Origin of the sequence: Pseudomonas sp. TH32 (genome assembly GCF_016650855.1) — a bacterium.
In the GTDB taxonomy this organism is placed as follows: domain Bacteria; phylum Pseudomonadota; class Gammaproteobacteria; order Pseudomonadales; family Pseudomonadaceae; genus Aquipseudomonas.
Genome location: NZ_JAEKFA010000002.1, coordinates 5,883,654 through 5,900,392, shown reverse-complemented (window position 1 = coordinate 5,900,392; position 16,739 = coordinate 5,883,654). Strand labels below are relative to the sequence as shown.

Genomic DNA, 16,739 nt, shown 5'->3' with positions numbered 1-16,739 from the left:
TCACTTCACCAGCGGCAGGTTATCGCCACGCCAGCTGGAGATACCACCCGACAGTTTGGCCGCGTTGAAACCGGATTTCAGCATCTCGCGGGCGTGGGTGCCGGAGTGCTGGCCTTGGGCGTCGACCAGGATGATGGTCTTGGCCTTGTGCTTTTCCAGCTCGGCCAGGCGCGAAATCAGCTTGTCCTGGGGAATGTTCAGCGCGCCGACAATATGACCGGCGGCGAAATCCTTGGCGGGACGAATGTCCACCACTACAGCCTCATCCTTGTTGACCAGAGCGGTCAGCTCGGACGTGCTGAGGCTGCGGCCACCGCGGCTCATTTCGTGAGCGATCAGCAGCGCCAGCAGTACGACGAACGCACCAGCGAGCAAATAGTGGGTAGTGGCAAATGCAATCAGGTGATCAACCATCAAGGAGGTTCCAGGGCGTTAAAATGGCGGTAAGTATACACAGCCGTCATGGTCGGCCAACCCCCGTAAAGCGGTGACGTGGTCGGAACTTCGCTTTAAACTGCCACTCCCTTTTCAATTGCCTTCATTCATTACCGCCGCGAGAGGATCTATGACTACTACGCCTAAACCTTTGGTCCTGATAATTCTCGATGGCTTCGGACACAGTGAAAGCCACCATGACAACGCTGTGTACTCGGCCAGGAAGCCAGTACTGGACCGTCTGAGCGCTACCGTACCGAACGGCCTGATCTCCGGGTCGGGCATGGATGTTGGCCTGCCGGACGGCCAGATGGGCAACTCGGAAGTCGGGCACATGAACCTCGGTGCCGGACGAGTGGTCTATCAAGACTTCACCCGGGTGACCAAAGCGATCCGCGACGGCGAATTTTTCGAGAACCCGACCATCTGCGCGGCGGTGGACAAAGCGGTCAAGGCCGGCAAGGCCGTGCACTTCATGGGCCTGCTGTCGGACGGCGGCGTCCACAGTCACCAGGACCACCTGATCGCCATGGCCGAACTGGCCTTCAAGCGCGGTGCCGAGAAAATCTACCTGCACGCCTTCCTCGACGGTCGCGACACCCCGCCGAAAAGCGCCCAGTCCTCCATCGAACTGCTGGACGAAACCTTCAAGACCCTCGGCAAAGGCCGTATCGCCAGCCTGGTGGGCCGTTACTTCGCGATGGACCGTGACAACCGCTGGGACCGCGTGGCACAAGCCTACAACCTGATCGTCGACGGCCAGGCCGAATTCAACGCCGCCACCGCCCAGGAAGGCCTGGAAGCCGCTTACGCCCGTGGCGAGAGCGACGAATTCGTCAAGGCCACCACTATCGGTGAGCCGGTCAAGGTCGAAGACGGCGACGCCGTGGTGTTCATGAACTTCCGCGCCGACCGTGCCCGCGAGCTGAGCCATGTGTTTGTCGATGACGGCTTCAAGGACTTCGAGCGCGCCCGCCAGCCGAAAGTCGAATTCGTGATGCTGACCCAATACGCCGCCAACATCCCGGCCCCGTCGGCATTCGCCCCGGGCAGCCTGGAAAACGTGCTGGGCGATTACCTGGCGAAAAACGGCAAGACCCAACTGCGCATTGCCGAAACCGAGAAATACGCCCACGTGACCTTCTTCTTCTCCGGCGGTCGCGAAGAACCGTTCCCGGGTGAAGAACGCATCCTGATCCCGTCGCCAAAAGTCGCCACCTACGACCTGCAGCCGGAAATGAGTGCCCCGGAAGTCACGGACAAAATCGTCGACGCCATCGAGCACCAGCGTTATGACGTGATCGTGGTCAACTACGCCAACGGTGACATGGTGGGCCACAGCGGCAACCTGGAAGCGGCGGTGAAAGCCGTGGAATGCCTGGACCTGTGCGTCGGCCGCATCGTCGACGCCCTGGACAAGGTGGGCGGCGAAGCGCTGATCACCGCCGACCACGGCAACTGTGAGCAAATGTCCGACGAATCCACCGGCCAGGCCCACACCGCCCACACCACCGAGCCGGTGCCGTTCATCTACGTTGGCAAGCGCGACCTGAAAGTGCGTGACGGCGGTGTGCTGGCCGACGTGGCACCGACCATGCTGATGCTGATGGGGCTGGAGAAGCCGAAAGAGATGACTGGCACTTCGATATTGGTTTAATAGCAAAACCGCCCGATTAAATCGCCCGAAACGGCTTTTTATGACGAACGCCTCAAAGCAGTTGGCTTTGAGGCGTTTTTTTTGCAGCGCTTGGCGGGCATACTAGGCCGTCCCTTTCCCTGGTGTCGCCCGCCTCTATGCTTCGCGCCTTGATTACCCTCGCTCTTGTCTGCCTGCTCCAACCGGCGTTTGCCGATGAGCGCGCACAAACCCAACAACAGTTGGACGCTACGCGTCAGGACATTACCGAGCTGAAGAAACTGCTCGGAAAGCTCCAGGAAGAGAAATCCGGCGTGCAGAAAGACCTGCGCGGCACGGAAACCGAGATGGGCAAGCTCGAGAAGCAGGTCCAGGAGCTGCAAAAAGAACTAAAGAAGAGCGAGTCGGAACTGGAGCGACTCGACGGTGAGAAAAAAAAACTCCAGAGCGCCCGCGTTGAACAGCAACGCCTGATCGCAATCCAGGCCCGCGCCGCCTACCAGAATGGCCGCCAGGAATACCTCAAGCTGCTGCTCAACCAGCAGAACCCGGAAAAATTCGCCCGCACCCTCACCTACTACGACTACCTGAGCAAGGCCCGTATGGAGCAATTGAAAAGCTTCAACGAGACCCTGCGCCAGTTGGCCAATGTCGAAACAGAAATCGCCAACCAGCAGTCGCAGTTGCTCGACCAGAAAAGCAGCCTCGACAGCCAGCGCGACGAGCTGGACAAGGTTCGCAAGGAGCGCCAGCAAGCACTGGCCAAGCTGAATGACGACGTAAAGGCCCGCGATGCCAAGCTCAAGAATCGCGAGCAAGACCAGGCCGACCTGGCCAAAGTCCTGAAAACCATCGAGGAAACCCTGGCTCGCCAGGCTCGCGAGGCCGAAGAAGCGCGGCAAAAAGCGCTGATCGCCCAGCAGGAAGCCGAAAAAAAGCGCGAGCGTGAGGCCGCCGAGGCCCTGGCCACTGATGCCCCGGCCCCGCGCAAACCGGCGCGTGCAGCGCCTGGCCCGCTGGTTTCCAGCGCCGGCGAATCCTTCGGCGGACCTTTTGCTTCAGCCCGGGGCAAACTTCCATGGCCAGTTGATGGTCGATTACTGGCACGCTTTGGTGAAACCCGTGGCGATGACACCCGCGCCAAGTGGGACGGTGTGATGATCAGTGCCGGTGCCGGCACCCAGGTCCACGCCATCCACGGCGGCCGTGTGGTGTTCGCCGATTGGCTGCGTGGCGCAGGTTTGTTGGTGATTCTTGACCACGGTAATGGCTATTTGAGCCTTTACGGCCACAATCAAACTTTGCTTAAAGCGGCAGGTGATGTTGTAAAAGCCGGTGAATCCATCTCCACTGTCGGTAACAGTGGTGGCCAGGACACTCCGGCGCTGTACTTCGCTATTCGTCAGCAGGGCCGCCCGAGCGACCCAGCACAATGGTGCCGCACCCAAGGATAAGGGTCGCATCTACATTAGGAGTTCGTTCGACATGCTGCATTTGTCCCGCCTCACATCGCTGGCCCTGACGATCGCCCTGGTGATCGGCGCGCCTTTGGCATTCGCCGACCAGACCGCCCAGTCAGCTACGGCCGCGACCACCAAGGCCCCGCTGCCGCTGGACGAGTTGCGCACCTTTGCCGAGGTCATGGACCGGATCAAGGCTGCCTATGTCGAGCCGGTGGACGACAAGACCCTGCTGGAAAATGCCATCAAGGGCATGCTCAGCAACCTTGACCCGCACTCCGCCTACCTGGGCCCGGAAGATTTCGCCGAGCTGCAGGAAAGCACCAGCGGTGAATTCGGTGGCCTGGGCATTGAAGTCGGCGCCGAAGACGGCCAGATCAAAGTGGTCTCGCCAATTGATGACACGCCAGCGTCCAAGGCCGGGATCCAGGCAGGCGACCTGATCGTCAAGATCAACGGCCAGCCGACCCGCGGCCAGACCATGACCGAAGCCGTCGACAAGATGCGCGGCAAGATCGGCCAGAAAATCACCCTGACCCTGGTGCGCGACGGCGGCAACCCGTTTGACGTGACCCTGGCGCGCGCGACCATCACGGTCAAGAGCGTGAAAAGCCAGCTGCTGGAGTCGGGCTACGGTTACATCCGTATCACCCAGTTCCAGGTCAAGACCGGCGACGAAGTGGCCAAGGCCCTGGCCAAGCTGCGTAAAGACAACGGCAAGAAACTCAGCGGCATCGTGCTCGACCTGCGCAACAACCCGGGCGGGGTGTTGCAGGCGGCGGTGGAAGTGGTCGACCACTTCATCACCAAGGGCCTGATCGTCTACACCAAGGGCCGTATCGCCAACTCCGAACTGCGCTTCTCGGCCACCGGCAACGACCTCAGCGAAGGCGTGCCAATGGTTGTGCTGATCAACGGCGGCAGCGCCTCGGCTTCGGAAATCGTCGCCGGCGCCCTGCAAGACCAGAAACGCGGCGTGCTGATGGGCACCACCAGCTTCGGCAAAGGCTCGGTGCAAAACGTGCTGCCGCTGAACAACGAGCGCGCCTTGAAGATCACCACCGCGTTGTACTACACGCCGAATGGCCGCTCGATCCAGGCCCAGGGCATCGTGCCGGACATCGAAGTGCGCAAGGCCAAGATCACCAACGAGGCCGACAGCGAGTTCTACAAGGAAGCGGACCTGCAAGGTCACCTGGGCAACGGCAACGGCGGCGCCGACCAGCCTACCGGCAGCGGCTCGAAAGCCAAGCCGATGCCACAGGACGACGATTACCAGTTGGCCCAGGCACTGAGCCTGCTCAAGGGCCTGAGCATTACGCGCAGCCGTTGATATGCGTCGCGGCCTGATCATCGCTTTGCTGTGCTGTCTGGCGGGAGTTGCCCAAGGCAACCCCGCCAGTACCGCCCCCGCTGAACACAAAGCCTACCTGACCCTGATCATCGACGACCTCGGGCAAAACCTGCCCCGGGATCGTCGCGTGCTCGCCCTGCCCGGCCCTGTGACCACGGCGATCATGCCCGACACACCCCACGCCGCCGAATTCGCCCGCGAAGCCCACAAGGCCGGCAAGATCGTCATCCTGCACATGCCCATGGACCCGGCCACCGGCCCATTCGCGTGGCACCCTGACCTGCCCATCGAAGAGCTGGGCAAACGCCTGGACGCCGCCTTCAAGGCGGTGCCCTACACCGCCGGCATCAACAACCACATGGGCAGCCGCATGACAGCGCAGCCCGAGGCCATGGCCTGGTTGATGGGTGAATTGCAGCGGCGCCACAAGTTCTTCGTCGACAGCCGCACCAGCGCCAAGACCGTGGCGGCCGCCGAAGCGCAGAAGATCGGCCTGGCCAGCGTTTCGCGGGATGTGTTCCTCGATGACGAACGCACCGAAGCGGCCATCACCACCCAGCTGCAAACCGCGATCAAGCTGGCCCACAAACAGGGGTCGGCCGTGATGATCGGCCACCCTTATCCACAGACGCTGGCGGTGCTGGAACGCGAGCTGCCCAAGCTCAAGGCCCAGGGCATCGAGTGGATCGATATCAAGTTGATGATCAGCCTGCGCAGCAATCGCGCGATGGCTGGGCACGGCAAAGACGGTACGTATCGCTGACCCCGTGATGCGGGGCCACCGCTCTATATAGCTACCGCTTTGCGCCTCCCGTTTTATTCAATAGTTGCAGCGCAGCCAAACAGGCCATGCCGACGCAGACCTGCAACTTTTTATGAAATTGGGAAGATAAACCATGCAACCCATACGCTTTAAAGACCTGCTGATCAATTTCACCACAGAGTTCGATCTGCTCTGGAGCGCCAAAGACTCAGGCGCCGATAACGCCGCCACGTTTTGGCGCCCCAACACAACGGCCGACTCGCTGAACAGCTTTTCTTCACTGGGTGACGTCGTCGCCAGCGACTATCGCACGATCAATAACCGAAAATTCGTTGCCGTGGTCAGCGAGTCAGACCCCGTGAACGGGACTGCCCTTCGGGCGCCGGTGGGTTTTACTTTGATCTGGAAAAATTCCGGCAAGAAGACCCGCTCCGAGGTTTCCGTATGGAAACCGGTGCCCCCCGAAGGGTATGTAGCCATGGGAATGGTCTGCTGCATCGGTTACGACAAACCCACACTGAATGCGGTGCGCTGCGTCAGGGCGGATCTGGCGGTCGATGCCTATATCGGCAACCCGATATGGAACGACAAGGGCAGCGGCGCTCGCATGGACTTCAGCGCGTGGGACGTTCACACCCCCGACGCCGAGCCCGAGACAGCCTACATCGCCACCGGCACCTTTTACGGGACTGACGGATGGACCAGGCCGTCTTTCGGTGCCAGGCCCTACGCCCTGCGCATGGAACTGGCCAGCCAGGAAAGCGCTCTGCCTGCGCCACCCGCGCCGTTTGCTTCAGTGGAAACGGAGCCGTCTCCCGCGGTCTGCGAGCTGCCATGGTTCGCCGTAAAGGACAGCAACCTCACGCCGCTTGAACAACTGCATCACTCGCCACGCTATCGACTGGAAAGAACCGACCGGTATCTCTCTGTCGGCCTTGGGCAGAACACAACGCCCCAGGGCAAAACGTTCAACTGGACGGCACACAGGGGCGAGGCCGGTGACAACTCCATCGACTTTACAGCGGTGACGGGCATTCAGCTGGCGTATGAATGGTCATCGACGTCCCGCCCGGTGATGTTTTCTGCGCACTTGAGCAAACCCTTCACCCACACCACGCAATCGGCCAAGGGCTGGGGCACTTCGACGCCGCTGGAAGTCGCGGCCTATGTGCCGGCAAACCAGACCATCGCCGCCTACGTCATCCGCAGCGAATACACGTTGTATCGACAGGACGGCAGCCAGTTGGCGGGCACCGTCAGCTACACCAACGGCGACACTGTGTACTTCAGCGAATCATCTGCATCGATACCTGAGAGCAACGAACAGGCGCCCGTCCTGACCCTGCCCGTTGAGCCAGTGCCTGCGCTGCCTTCAGACGAACCGGCGTTAGAGATAACGCCCCATGATGTCATCGACAACGCCCTCTTCCCGTAACTGATCCAGTGCCTTCTGAAGCTTGGCCACCACTTCATCCGGCACATTTTTGTTCAGTGCCAGGTACAGCTCGGCGCTATTGAAACGCAGCACGGTCTTGAGCCCCGTCACCCCGACCTGGCGCGCCAGGTAACGGCCCGCCGGGTCACCGGTGGCCCACAGGTCGATCTGGCCCTCCAGCAGTTTTTGCGCGTTGTCCTGGTCGCGCAGCACGATCAACGGTTTGAGGCCTTGCTTTTCAAGGGTCTCGGCAATGGCATCGCCCTTGTAGGCGCCGATTTTGTAGCGACGGGCCTGCTCAAGGTCGGTCAACTGGATCTTGCTGTCAGCCTTGGCCAGCAGCACCCAATCATCCGGGCCGATGGGGCCGACCCATTTGAACAGTGCCTCACGGTCCGGCAGGCGCGCCATCACGAACACGCCGTAGCCGGGTTTTTCCAGGGCGAGTTTGTAGATCCGCTCCCAGGGGAAGCGCAGGGTCAGGTTGTAGGAGATGCCGGCACGCTGGAAGGTCTCGCGGACGATGTCCACGGCGATGCCTTCGATGTTCTCTTCCTTGGCGAAGTTCTTGCCGTTTTTCGCCATGTTGTACGGCGGGAAGTTCTCCGTCAGCAACACCAGGGAAGCACTGTCAGATGGTTCGTCGGCGTGGGCTGAGCCCGCCAAAATAATGGAGGTACTGGCGAGGGCGAGCAGCAGGTCTTTGAACATGAAAGTTACCGGAATCCATGGCAAGCCCAGAGAGTGCCGCGAGCCTGCCATGGTGTCCAGTGACGTTTAGCGTACGACGATACCGCGCGCCGCCATGTAGGCCTTGGCCTCGGGAACGGTGTATTCGCCGAAGTGGAAAATACTCGCCGCCAGCACCGCGCTGGCGTGGCCTTCGATCACGCCGTCGGCCAGGTGCTGCAGGTTGCCGACGCCACCGGAAGCGATTACCGGGATGCCCAGGGCATCGCTGATGGCGCGGGTCACGCCCAGGTCGAAGCCGTTTTTCATGCCGTCCTGGTCCATGCTGGTCAGCAGGATTTCACCGGCGCCCAGGGCTTCCATCTTCATCGCCCACTGCACCGCATCCAGCCCGGTTGGCTTGCGCCCGCCGTGGGTGAAGATCTCCCAGCGCGGGGTTTCGCCCGGACCGGAGACTTTCTTGGCGTCGATGGCCACCACGATGCATTGCGAGCCGAAGTGCTGCGCGGCTTCGCCGACAAACTCCGGGTTGAACACAGCGGCAGTGTTGATCGAGACCTTGTCTGCACCGGCGTTCAGCAGGTTGCGGATGTCCTGCACGGTGCGCACGCCGCCGCCTACGGTCAGCGGGATAAACACCTGGCTGGCCATGCGCTCGACGGTATGCAGCGTGGTGTCGCGACCGTCGACGCTGGCGGTGATGTCGAGAAAGGTAATCTCGTCAGCACCCTGTTCGTCGTAGCGACGGGCGATCTCAACCGGGTCGCCGGCGTCACGGATGTTCTCGAACTTGACGCCCTTGACCACGCGACCGTTGTCGACGTCCAGGCAAGGGATGATGCGTTTGGCCAGCGCCATGGTCAGTCCTCAGCCTTTGTAGGCGTCGCAGTAAGCCTGGGCTTCAGCAACGTCCAGGGTGCCTTCATAGATCGCGCGGCCGGTGATGGCGCCGATGATCCCTGGCGCCTTCGCGTCCAGCAGCGACTTGATGTCGCCCAGGTTGTGGATACCGCCGGAAGCGATCACCGGGATCTTCGTGGCGGCAGCCAACGCAGCGGTGAACGGTACGTTGCAGCCCTGCATCATGCCGTCTTTGGCGATGTCGGTATAAACGATGGCGGAGACGCCGTCGGCTTCAAACTGCTTGGCCAGGTCAATCACTTGAACGGTGCTGATCTCGGCCCAGCCATCGGTGGCGACGAAACCGTCTTTGGCGTCCAGGCCCACGATCACCTTGCCGGGGAACGCACGGCAGGCTTCGGCAACGAAGGCCGGGTCTTTGACCGCCTTGGTGCCGATGATCACGTAGCTCACGCCCGCTTTCACGTAGTGCTCGATGGTTTCCAGGGAACGGATGCCGCCGCCGATCTGGATCGGCAGGTTCGGGTAGCGCTTGGCGATCGCAGTGACGACTTCACCGTTGACCGGCTGGCCTTCGAACGCACCGTTCAGGTCCACCAGATGCAGGCGACGGCAACCGCCTTCTACCCACTTGGCAGCCATGCTCACCGGGTCATCGGAGAACACCGTGGAATCTTCCATGCGGCCCTGGCGCAGACGTACGCAGGCACCGTCCTTGAGATCGATAGCGGGAATAATCAGCATCTGGCAAACCTTATTCGATATTCAGCGTTGCTCGGGAAATCAGGGTTTCTCGAGCGCCCACAAGTCGCTTTCGATGCTTTCGAACCTTTCTTTAAGGTGCGTCTGCACATCGAAAATCGCCCTGTTGTAATAGTGCGGAGCAATTTCAGTGGTGAACAGTTCGAGGATTTCTGCAACCTCGAACGAGCCGAGCTTGAGCTCGAAGCGGTCTTCCATGAAACGCTTGATCTTGTCGGTGGCCTCACTCTCCTGCTGGGGAGTGAGGTTCAAGATCGGCGGCTTGACCTTCTTGGCCATTACCAGCGCCCGTCCCACGCGGCGAAGTTCTGCAGCAATTGCAGGCCATGGGTATGGCTTTTCTCCGGGTGGAACTGCACGGCAAAGCGCGAACCGTCGGCCAGGGCCGCGGCGAAGTCGACGCCATAGTGCCCGCCACCCACCACCTGGCGCGGGTTACCGGCGGCGATGTAGTAGCTGTGCACGAAGTAGAAACGCGCCAGGTCCGGCACTTCGTGCCACAGCGGGTGATCCACGGTCTGGCGCACTTCGTTCCAGCCCATGTGCGGCACCTTCAGGTGCTCGCCGTCTTCGTGCAGGTCCTTGCCGAAAAACTTCACCTGACCCGGGAACAGACCGATGCAGTCGACGCCGTCATTCTCTTCACTGCTGTCGAGCAAGGCTTGCATGCCCACGCAGATGCCGAGGAACGGCCGGTCCTGGCTGACTTCACGCACCAGGCTGTCGAAGCCCAGGCGGCGAATCTCGGCCATGCAGTCGCGAATCGCGCCAACACCCGGGAAAACCACCCGGTCGGCTTCGCGAATCACGTCGGCATCGCTGGTGATCAGCACCTTCCCGGCACCTACGTGTTCGAGGGCCTTGGCCACCGAGTGCAGGTTACCCATGCCGTAATCGATAACCGCGACCGTCTGCATTACAGAACGCCCTTGGTCGACGGCATTTGCCCGGCCATGCGGTCATCCAGCTCCACAGCCATGCGCAGGGCGCGACCGAAGGCTTTGAACACGGTCTCGATCTGGTGGTGGGTATTGGTGCCACGCAGGTTGTCGATGTGCAGGCTGACCAGGGCGTGGTTGACGAAGCCCTGGAAGAATTCCTGGAACAGGTCGACGTCAAAGCCGCCGACGGTGGCGCGGGTGTACGGCACGTGCATCTGCAGGCCCGGACGGCCGGAGAAGTCGATGACCACACGCGACAGTGCCTCATCCAGCGGGACGTAGGCGTGGCCGTAGCGACGGATGCCTTTCTTGTCGCCGATGGCTTTGGCAAATGCCTGGCCCAACGTGATACCGACGTCTTCCACCGTGTGGTGGTCGTCGATATGCAGGTCGCCCTTGCTGACGATATCCAGGTCGATCAGCCCGTGACGGGCGATCTGGTCCAGCATGTGCTCAAGAAAAGGTACACCGATATCAAATCGGGCCTTTCCGGTGCCATCCAGGTTAATCGAGGCTTTGATCTGGGTTTCCAGAGTGTCGCGCTCGACGGACGCCTTACGTTCGGCCATCACCAGCTCCGCAAAATCATTGGGCGAAAAAGGCAGCCATTATAGGGGCGCGGGCGCTAAACAGAAACATCGGAGGGGATAAGACTGATGGAGTGTCGAGGATAGACATGTCAGTACAAGTGTGGGAGCAGCTTTGTGTGGGAGCGGGCTTGCTCGCGAAAGCGGTGTGTCAGCCAAACATGGGCTGACTGATCCATCGCATTCGCGAGCAAGCCCGCTCCCACACAAGCCCGCTCCCACAAGGGTTACGCGGTGTTAGTGGAACAGTACTGCGGTTTTCTGCAGGGTGACCCACACGCCCCACGCCAGGGGAATACCCACCACCAGCCAGGCGGCCACCGCCAGCGGCACGCTGCCGGAGGAGGCTTTCCATTCCAGCACGGTGCTGGAATCGGCGCCCTTGTCGTGGCCCAGCGCCTGTTCGGCAGCCAGTTCCGCGTCGGTCATGAAGTACTTGTCTGCCACCGGCCGTACCAGCAGGTTGCAGATAAAGCCCAGCACCAGCAGGCCGGCGAGGATGTACAAGGTGATGTCGTAGGCGGCAGCGCGTTCAACGCCGATGCTCAACTGATACTCACGCAGGTAGTTCACCAGCACCGGACCCAACACGCCCGCCGCTGCCCATGCCGTCAGCAGACGACCGTGGATCGCACCCACCATTTGCGTACCGAACAGGTCCGCCAGGTAAGCCGGTACCGTCGCAAAACCACCGCCGTACATCGACAGGATGATGCAGAACGCGGCCACGAACAGCGCGACGTTGCCCAGGTGACCGAGGTTCGGGATCAGCGCGTACAGGGCAAACCCCAGGGCAAAGAACACGAAATAGGTGTTTTTACGGCCCAGGTAGTCGGAGAACGACGCCCAGAAGAACCGGCCACCGATGTTGAACAGGCTCAACAGACCGGTAAAGCCGGCGGCGATGGCCGCGATGGAAGCCAGTTGACCGGCATCCAGCTGGCCAAACGTCAGGCCGTTACCCAGCAACTTGCCGCCGAACACTTCCTGCAGCAGCGGCGAAGCCATGCCGAGGATGCCGATACCGGCCGACACGTTCAGGCACAGCACCAGCCACACCAGGCGAAATTGCGGGGTTTTCCAGGCCACGTTCACGTGCACGTGACGGTGGGTGATCATCGCGTTGCTGGCTTTCTTCGCCGGGGCAGTCCAGCCCTCGGGCTTCCAGCCGGTCGGCGGAACGCGGTAGGACAAGGCGCCGCCAATCATGAACACGAAGTAGATCACCGCCATGACCACGAAGCTCTGCCACACGCCAACGCTGGTCGGCGAGGCAAAGTGACCCATCAGCGCGGCTGCCAACGGGGCGCCAACCATCGCGCCGCCGCCGAAGCCCATGATCGCCATGCCGGTAGCCATGCCGCGCTTGTCCGGGAACCACTTGATCAGGGTCGACACCGGCGAGATGTAGCCCAGGCCCAGGCCGATACCGCCAATGACCCCGGAGCCGATCCACATCAGCCAGATCTGGTGGGTATAAATCCCCAATGCCGAGATCAGCAGGCCGCCACACCAGCACAAGGCCGACACGACGCCAGCCTTACGTGGCCCGGCATGTTCCAGCCAGCCGCCCCAGATCGCTGCCGAGCAGCCCAGGAAGATGAAGAACAGGGTGTAGATCCAGCCCAGCATGGAGATGGGCCAGTCGCATTGGGACGAGAAGACCTGGCTGATAAAGCTCATGTCCGGCGCGCAGGCGACCGGTGCGGTGATGCCCAGCGCCTTGGACAGTGGCAACCAGAACACCGAGAAGCCATAAGCCATGCCGATGCACAAGTGGATGGCCAGGGCGGCCGGTGGTACCAGCCAACGGTTGAACCCGGGCTTGGCGATAATGCGCTCCTTGGACAGGAACGCAGGCTGTGCGGCGGTATGGCCTGCCGCAGTGCTAGTGCTCATTGGTGTTTCCCCCAGTTATTAGTATGTGTCCGTCGGGCACTCTCTCCCTCGGCCTTACACGCAAGGCGTGGCCGTTTTGTTGAGTAAAGCTCCTTTTGACGCGACGTTTAGCCGCAGAAGGCGGACGAACAGGCGAAGATTAGCATCTGTGGATGACAGAAAAACCAAACTGATATCACCTTTTTCGGGATATCTGATTTGTCTGGCGCCAAAATTCCGTTTTCCGGCCTCTAGATACAATGTAACTATCCGCGAACTGACGTAAGCCTTCGGGCGTTATACTCTGCGGCTAAATTTTGAAATCGACATACAAGGACTCGCCCATGAAAGCGTTCGGCAAAATCCTGGGTCTGGTACTTCTCGGGCTGTTGCTGATCATTGTGGCTCTAGGCTTTGCCCTGACCCATCTCTTCGATCCCAACGACTACAAAGACGAGATTCGCCAGATTGCCCGCGACAAGGCCCACATCGAGCTGACGCTCAATGGCGACATCGGGTGGAGCCTGTTCCCCTGGCTCGGCCTTGAATTACACGAGGCCAGCGTTGCGACCCTGACCAACCCGACCCAACCGTTTGCCGATTTGCAGATGCTCGGCCTGTCGGTGCGTGTACTGCCGCTGCTGCGCCGTGAAGTGCAGATGAGCGATGTGCGTGTCGAAGGCCTGAACCTGCGCCTGAACAAAGATGTGCATGGCCATGGCAACTGGGAAGACATCGGCAAGAATGTGCCGGACCCGAGCACGCCCGCCAGCACGCCTGCCGTCGCTGAAGTTGCCACACCACCCAAGCCCGAAAAGCCGCCGCAGCCGATCCGCCTGGACATCGACAGCCTGACCATCAACAACGCCCGCGTCGAATACAACGACGAGCAGACCGGCAAGCAGTTCAGCGCCGAAAGCATCCAGTTGAGTGCCGGCGCCGTGCATGAAGGCGCAAGCATTCCGGTGAAACTCACCGCATTCTTCGGCACCAACCAGCCGCTGATGCGCGTCAAGACCGAGGTCAACGGCAACCTGCGCATTCAGCGCGCCCTCAAGCGCTATCAGTTCGAAGACATGAAAGTCACTGGTGAAGCCACCGGCGAGCCGCTGCAAGGCAAGACCGTGACCTTTTCGACCCAAGGCCAATTGCTGCTGGACCAGTCTGCCAACATTGCCGAATGGACCAACATGAAGCTGTCGCTGAACCAGCTGCGCGCCCTGGGCGAGCTGAAGGTCAACGACCTGGACAAGACCCCGCAACTCAGCGGCGCCCTGTCGATTGCCCAGTTTGACCTGGCCAAGTTCCTCGACAGCGTCGGCAACCCGCTGCCACCGATGGCCGCAGGCAGCCTGAGCAAGGTCGAACTGGTCAGCCGCCTCAAGGGCACGCCCACCAGCCTGGCGTTTGAAGACATCAACCTGAAACTCGACGAGAGCACCTTCACCGGTCGCGTGGCCGTGGATGATTTCGCCAAGCAGTCGCTGCGGGTACAGCTCAAGGCCGACACGTTCAATGCCGACAACTACCTGCCAGCCAAATCCGACGCTGCCAAAGGTGCAACGGCCGCACGCCAGGCTGAAGTGCAAAGCAGCGAAGCCGGCGCCATGGCGGCCGGTGGCACCACACCACTGCCGGACGCCCCGACCAAGGGCGCGTGGAGCACCGACAAACTGCTGCCGTTGACCCGCCTGCGCACCCTGGACGTGAATGCCGACCTGTCCTTCGGCCAACTGACCCTGAGCAAGCTGCCGATCCAGAACGCCGCGCTGAAAGCCTCCGGCCTCGATGGCCAGCTCAAGCTCGACACCTTGAGCGGCGGTCTCTACAACGGCACCTTCCAGGCCAACGGCAACCTTGACGTGCGCCAGGACATCCCGGTGCTGGCGCTGCAAACCCGCATCAAGCAAGTACCGATCGAACGCATCCTGCAAGCCCAGGGGCAGAACCCGCCGGTGAAGGGCCAGCTCACCCTCGACAGCAACCTCAATGGCCGTGGCAATAGCCAGAAGGCCCTGATCGACAGCCTCAACGGCACTGCCAGCTTCGCGATCAACAACGGTGTGCTGCTCAACGCCAACCTTGAGCAACAGCTGTGCACCGGCATCGCCCTGCTCAACCGCAAGACCCTCAGCGGCGAACAGCGCGGCAAGGACACGCCGTTCCAGGAGCTCAAGGGCAACCTGACCTTCCGTAACGGCGTGGCCAGCAATCCGGACCTGAAAGTGCGCATCCCGGGCCTGACCGTCAACGGCAACGGTGACATCGACCTGCGTGTGCTGGGCATGGACTACCGCGTCGGCATCATCGTCGAAGGCGACCAGCGCGAGGTGCCGGACCCGGCCTGCGAGGTGGGTTCCAACTTCCAGAACATCGAAGTCCCGCTGCGCTGCCGTGGCCCGCTGGAACTGGGCGCCAAGGCTTGCCGCCTGGACAAGGACGGCCTGAGCCAGGTCGCTATCAAGGCGGCAGGCAACAAACTCAGCGAGAAGCTTGAACAGAAGCTCGACAAGGTAAATCCACAGTTGAAAGATGCTCTGAAAGGCCTGTTCAAACGATGAGAAGCGAGCAATTTTCAACGGCGGTGCTCGACTGGTACGACCGCCACGGTCGCCATGACCTGCCCTGGCAACAGGGCATCACGCCTTACCGGGTGTGGGTCTCGGAGATCATGTTGCAGCAGACCCAGGTCAGCACCGTGCTGAACTACTTCGACCGTTTCATGGCCTCACTGCCAACGGTCGAAGCCCTGGCCGCCGCACCGGAAGACGAAGTGCTGCACCTGTGGACCGGGCTGGGTTACTACACCCGGGCGCGCAACCTGCAAAAGACCGCGAAGATCGTCGTGGCCGAATACGACGGGGAGTTTCCCCGTGACGTCGAAAAGCTCACCGAGTTGCCGGGCATCGGCCTGTCCACCGCCGGCGCGATTGCCAGCCTGAGCATGGGCCTGCGGGCGCCGATCCTGGATGGCAACGTCAAGCGCGTGCTGGCGCGCTTTACCGCACAAGAGGGTTACCCGGGCGAACCGAAGGTCGCCAAACAGCTGTGGGCCACTGCAGAGCGCTTCACGCCCCACGATCGGGTCAACGCCTACACCCAGGCGATGATGGACATGGGCGCCACCCTCTGCACCCGCAGCAAGCCCAGTTGCCTGCTGTGCCCGCTGGAAAAGGGCTGCGAAGCCCACATGCTCGGCCTGGAAACCCGCTACCCGATCCCCAAGCCGCGCAAGACCGTGCCCCAGAAGCGCACGCTGATGCCGCTGCTGGCCAATGGCGAAGGCGCGATCCTGCTTTACCGTCGCCCGTCCACGGGCCTGTGGGGCGGTTTGTGGAGTTTGCCGGAGCTGGATGACCTGAGCGACCTGGAACACCTGGCCAACCAGCACTCGCTGGCGTTGGGCGAACACCAGGAACTGCCCGGCCTGATTCACACCTTCAGCCACTTCCAACTGGCTATCGAACCCTGGCTGGTCCAGGTCCAGGAGTCTGCCCACCACGTGGCCGAGGCTGACTGGCTCTGGTATAACCTCGCCACCCCGCCGCGCCTGGGCCTTGCTGCCCCGGTAAAAAAACTGCTGAAGCGCGCGGCTGAAGTATTGAACGCAGGAGTTCCGTCATGACCCGCACCATCATCTGCCGCAAGTACCACGAAGAACTGCCCGCCCTGGAGCGCGCCCCGTTCCCTGGCGCCAAGGGCCAGGACATCTTCGACAACGTCTCCGCCAAAGCCTGGGCCGACTGGCAAAAACACCAGACCCTGCTGATCAACGAAAAACGCCTGAACATGATGAACGCCGAAGACCGCAAATACCTGCAGGGCGAGATGGACAAGTTCTTTTCCGGCGAAGATTACGCCAAGGCCGACGGCTACGTGCCACCTGCTGAATAATTGATCAAATCTGGGGGTTGGCCCGTAAGCGACGGTAATAATT

Annotated in this window: 16 protein-coding genes; 8 read left to right on the top strand and 8 right to left on the bottom strand. The window is 61.3% G+C overall.

What is annotated here, in order from left to right; translation table 11 throughout:
• The gene (locus tag JFV30_RS30740; RefSeq protein WP_010169093.1) at positions 1-414 is read right to left on the bottom strand and encodes a rhodanese-like domain-containing protein; all 414 of its coding nucleotides are present in this window, start codon (positions 412-414) and stop codon (positions 1-3) included.
• Positions 415-565: 151 nt separating this feature from the next.
• On the opposite strand from JFV30_RS30740, the gene gpmI reads away from it, so the two are divergent.
• The 5 genes from gpmI to JFV30_RS30715 all read left to right on the top strand — a co-directional run bounded on the left by gpmI (position 566) and on the right by JFV30_RS30715 (position 7,083).
• Entirely contained in the window at positions 566-2,092 is a 1,527-nt protein-coding gene (gene gpmI, locus JFV30_RS30735) for a 2,3-bisphosphoglycerate-independent phosphoglycerate mutase (protein WP_010169091.1), read from the top strand.
• A gap of 137 nt (positions 2,093-2,229) precedes the next feature.
• Positions 2,230-3,525, top strand: coding sequence for a murein hydrolase activator EnvC family protein (locus JFV30_RS30730; protein WP_010169090.1), 1,296 nt, complete (start codon positions 2,230-2,232; stop codon positions 3,523-3,525).
• 31 nt (positions 3,526-3,556) lie between these two features.
• Complete coding sequence (locus tag JFV30_RS30725) at positions 3,557-4,864, top strand: S41 family peptidase (RefSeq protein WP_201125931.1); 1,308 nt, start codon at positions 3,557-3,559, stop codon at positions 4,862-4,864.
• 1 nt (position 4,865) lies between these two features.
• On the top strand, positions 4,866-5,648 hold the full coding sequence (locus JFV30_RS30720) for a divergent polysaccharide deacetylase family protein (RefSeq protein WP_201125930.1): 783 nt from the start codon (positions 4,866-4,868) through the stop codon (positions 5,646-5,648).
• Between the two features lie 133 nt (positions 5,649-5,781).
• Complete coding sequence (locus JFV30_RS30715; RefSeq protein ID WP_201125929.1) at positions 5,782-7,083, top strand: Vps62-related protein; 1,302 nt, start codon at positions 5,782-5,784, stop codon at positions 7,081-7,083.
• Here the strand turns inward: JFV30_RS30715 and JFV30_RS30710 are convergent.
• The 7 genes from JFV30_RS30710 to JFV30_RS30680 form a co-directional block, all read right to left on the bottom strand.
• Positions 7,036-7,794, bottom strand: coding sequence for a substrate-binding periplasmic protein (locus JFV30_RS30710; protein ID WP_201125928.1), 759 nt, complete (start codon positions 7,792-7,794; stop codon positions 7,036-7,038). The two genes, JFV30_RS30715 and JFV30_RS30710, sit on opposite strands and share 48 nt — an antisense overlap.
• 66 nt (positions 7,795-7,860) lie before the next feature.
• Positions 7,861-8,631 (bottom strand): imidazole glycerol phosphate synthase subunit HisF, encoded by a 771-nt coding sequence (hisF, locus tag JFV30_RS30705; RefSeq protein ID WP_003218030.1) that lies wholly within the window; start codon positions 8,629-8,631, stop codon positions 7,861-7,863.
• 9 nt (positions 8,632-8,640) lie between these two features.
• Positions 8,641-9,378 (bottom strand): 1-(5-phosphoribosyl)-5-[(5-phosphoribosylamino)methylideneamino]imidazole-4-carboxamide isomerase, encoded by a 738-nt coding sequence (gene hisA / locus JFV30_RS30700; protein ID WP_010169075.1) that lies wholly within the window; start codon positions 9,376-9,378, stop codon positions 8,641-8,643.
• A gap of 39 nt (positions 9,379-9,417) precedes the next feature.
• Entirely contained in the window at positions 9,418-9,675 is a 258-nt protein-coding gene (locus tag JFV30_RS30695; protein ID WP_003218033.1) for a DUF2164 domain-containing protein, read from the bottom strand.
• A complete protein-coding gene (gene hisH / locus JFV30_RS30690) occupies positions 9,675-10,313 on the bottom strand; it encodes an imidazole glycerol phosphate synthase subunit HisH (RefSeq protein ID WP_003218034.1) in 639 nt (212 codons plus the stop codon). The genes JFV30_RS30695 and hisH overlap by 1 nt, the downstream gene beginning before the upstream one ends.
• The gene (hisB, locus tag JFV30_RS30685) at positions 10,313-10,906 is read right to left on the bottom strand and encodes an imidazoleglycerol-phosphate dehydratase HisB (protein ID WP_003218037.1); all 594 of its coding nucleotides are present in this window, start codon (positions 10,904-10,906) and stop codon (positions 10,313-10,315) included. Before hisB ends, hisH begins: the two co-directional genes overlap by 1 nt.
• Before the next feature lie 255 nt (positions 10,907-11,161).
• Positions 11,162-12,823 carry an OFA family MFS transporter gene (locus JFV30_RS30680; RefSeq protein ID WP_010169062.1) on the bottom strand — a complete coding sequence of 554 codons (1,662 nt, stop codon included), beginning with the start codon at positions 12,821-12,823 and terminating at the stop codon, positions 11,162-11,164.
• A gap of 323 nt (positions 12,824-13,146) precedes the next feature.
• On the opposite strand from JFV30_RS30680, the gene JFV30_RS30675 reads away from it, so the two are divergent.
• From JFV30_RS30675 to JFV30_RS30665, 3 genes are read left to right on the top strand one after another with little or no spacing between them, the layout of a single operon-like run.
• Positions 13,147-15,363: an AsmA family protein gene (locus JFV30_RS30675; protein WP_201125927.1), complete on the top strand. Its 2,217-nt coding sequence runs from the start codon at positions 13,147-13,149 to the stop codon at positions 15,361-15,363.
• Positions 15,360-16,427: an A/G-specific adenine glycosylase gene (gene mutY, locus JFV30_RS30670; protein WP_201125926.1), complete on the top strand. Its 1,068-nt coding sequence runs from the start codon at positions 15,360-15,362 to the stop codon at positions 16,425-16,427. Before JFV30_RS30675 ends, mutY begins: the two co-directional genes overlap by 4 nt.
• Positions 16,424-16,696, top strand: a complete 273-nt coding sequence (locus JFV30_RS30665) for an oxidative damage protection protein (RefSeq protein ID WP_010169058.1) — start codon at positions 16,424-16,426, stop codon at positions 16,694-16,696. Before mutY ends, JFV30_RS30665 begins: the two co-directional genes overlap by 4 nt.
• The last annotated feature ends 43 nt before the right edge of the window (positions 16,697-16,739 follow it).

What these genes read in the sequence shown, in the direction of transcription:
- JFV30_RS30740 (WP_010169093.1), bottom strand. Translation starts at nt 414, where the DNA reads ATGGTTGATCACCTGATTGCATTTGCCACTACCCACTATTTGCTCGCT.
- gpmI (WP_010169091.1), top strand. Translation starts at nt 566, where the DNA reads ATGACTACTACGCCTAAACCTTTGGTCCTGATAATTCTCGATGGCTTC.
- JFV30_RS30730 (WP_010169090.1), top strand. Translation starts at nt 2,230, where the DNA reads ATGCTTCGCGCCTTGATTACCCTCGCTCTTGTCTGCCTGCTCCAACCG.
- JFV30_RS30725 (WP_201125931.1), top strand. Translation starts at nt 3,557, where the DNA reads ATGCTGCATTTGTCCCGCCTCACATCGCTGGCCCTGACGATCGCCCTG.
- JFV30_RS30720 (WP_201125930.1), top strand. Translation starts at nt 4,866, where the DNA reads ATGCGTCGCGGCCTGATCATCGCTTTGCTGTGCTGTCTGGCGGGAGTT.
- JFV30_RS30715 (WP_201125929.1), top strand. Translation starts at nt 5,782, where the DNA reads ATGCAACCCATACGCTTTAAAGACCTGCTGATCAATTTCACCACAGAG.
- JFV30_RS30710 (WP_201125928.1), bottom strand. Translation starts at nt 7,794, where the DNA reads ATGTTCAAAGACCTGCTGCTCGCCCTCGCCAGTACCTCCATTATTTTG.
- hisF (WP_003218030.1), bottom strand. Translation starts at nt 8,631, where the DNA reads ATGGCGCTGGCCAAACGCATCATCCCTTGCCTGGACGTCGACAACGGT.
- hisA (WP_010169075.1), bottom strand. Translation starts at nt 9,378, where the DNA reads ATGCTGATTATTCCCGCTATCGATCTCAAGGACGGTGCCTGCGTACGT.
- JFV30_RS30695 (WP_003218033.1), bottom strand. Translation starts at nt 9,675, where the DNA reads ATGGCCAAGAAGGTCAAGCCGCCGATCTTGAACCTCACTCCCCAGCAG.
- hisH (WP_003218034.1), bottom strand. Translation starts at nt 10,313, where the DNA reads ATGCAGACGGTCGCGGTTATCGATTACGGCATGGGTAACCTGCACTCG.
- hisB (WP_003218037.1), bottom strand. Translation starts at nt 10,906, where the DNA reads ATGGCCGAACGTAAGGCGTCCGTCGAGCGCGACACTCTGGAAACCCAG.
- JFV30_RS30680 (WP_010169062.1), bottom strand. Translation starts at nt 12,823, where the DNA reads ATGAGCACTAGCACTGCGGCAGGCCATACCGCCGCACAGCCTGCGTTC.
- JFV30_RS30675 (WP_201125927.1), top strand. Translation starts at nt 13,147, where the DNA reads ATGAAAGCGTTCGGCAAAATCCTGGGTCTGGTACTTCTCGGGCTGTTG.
- mutY (WP_201125926.1), top strand. Translation starts at nt 15,360, where the DNA reads ATGAGAAGCGAGCAATTTTCAACGGCGGTGCTCGACTGGTACGACCGC.
- JFV30_RS30665 (WP_010169058.1), top strand. Translation starts at nt 16,424, where the DNA reads ATGACCCGCACCATCATCTGCCGCAAGTACCACGAAGAACTGCCCGCC.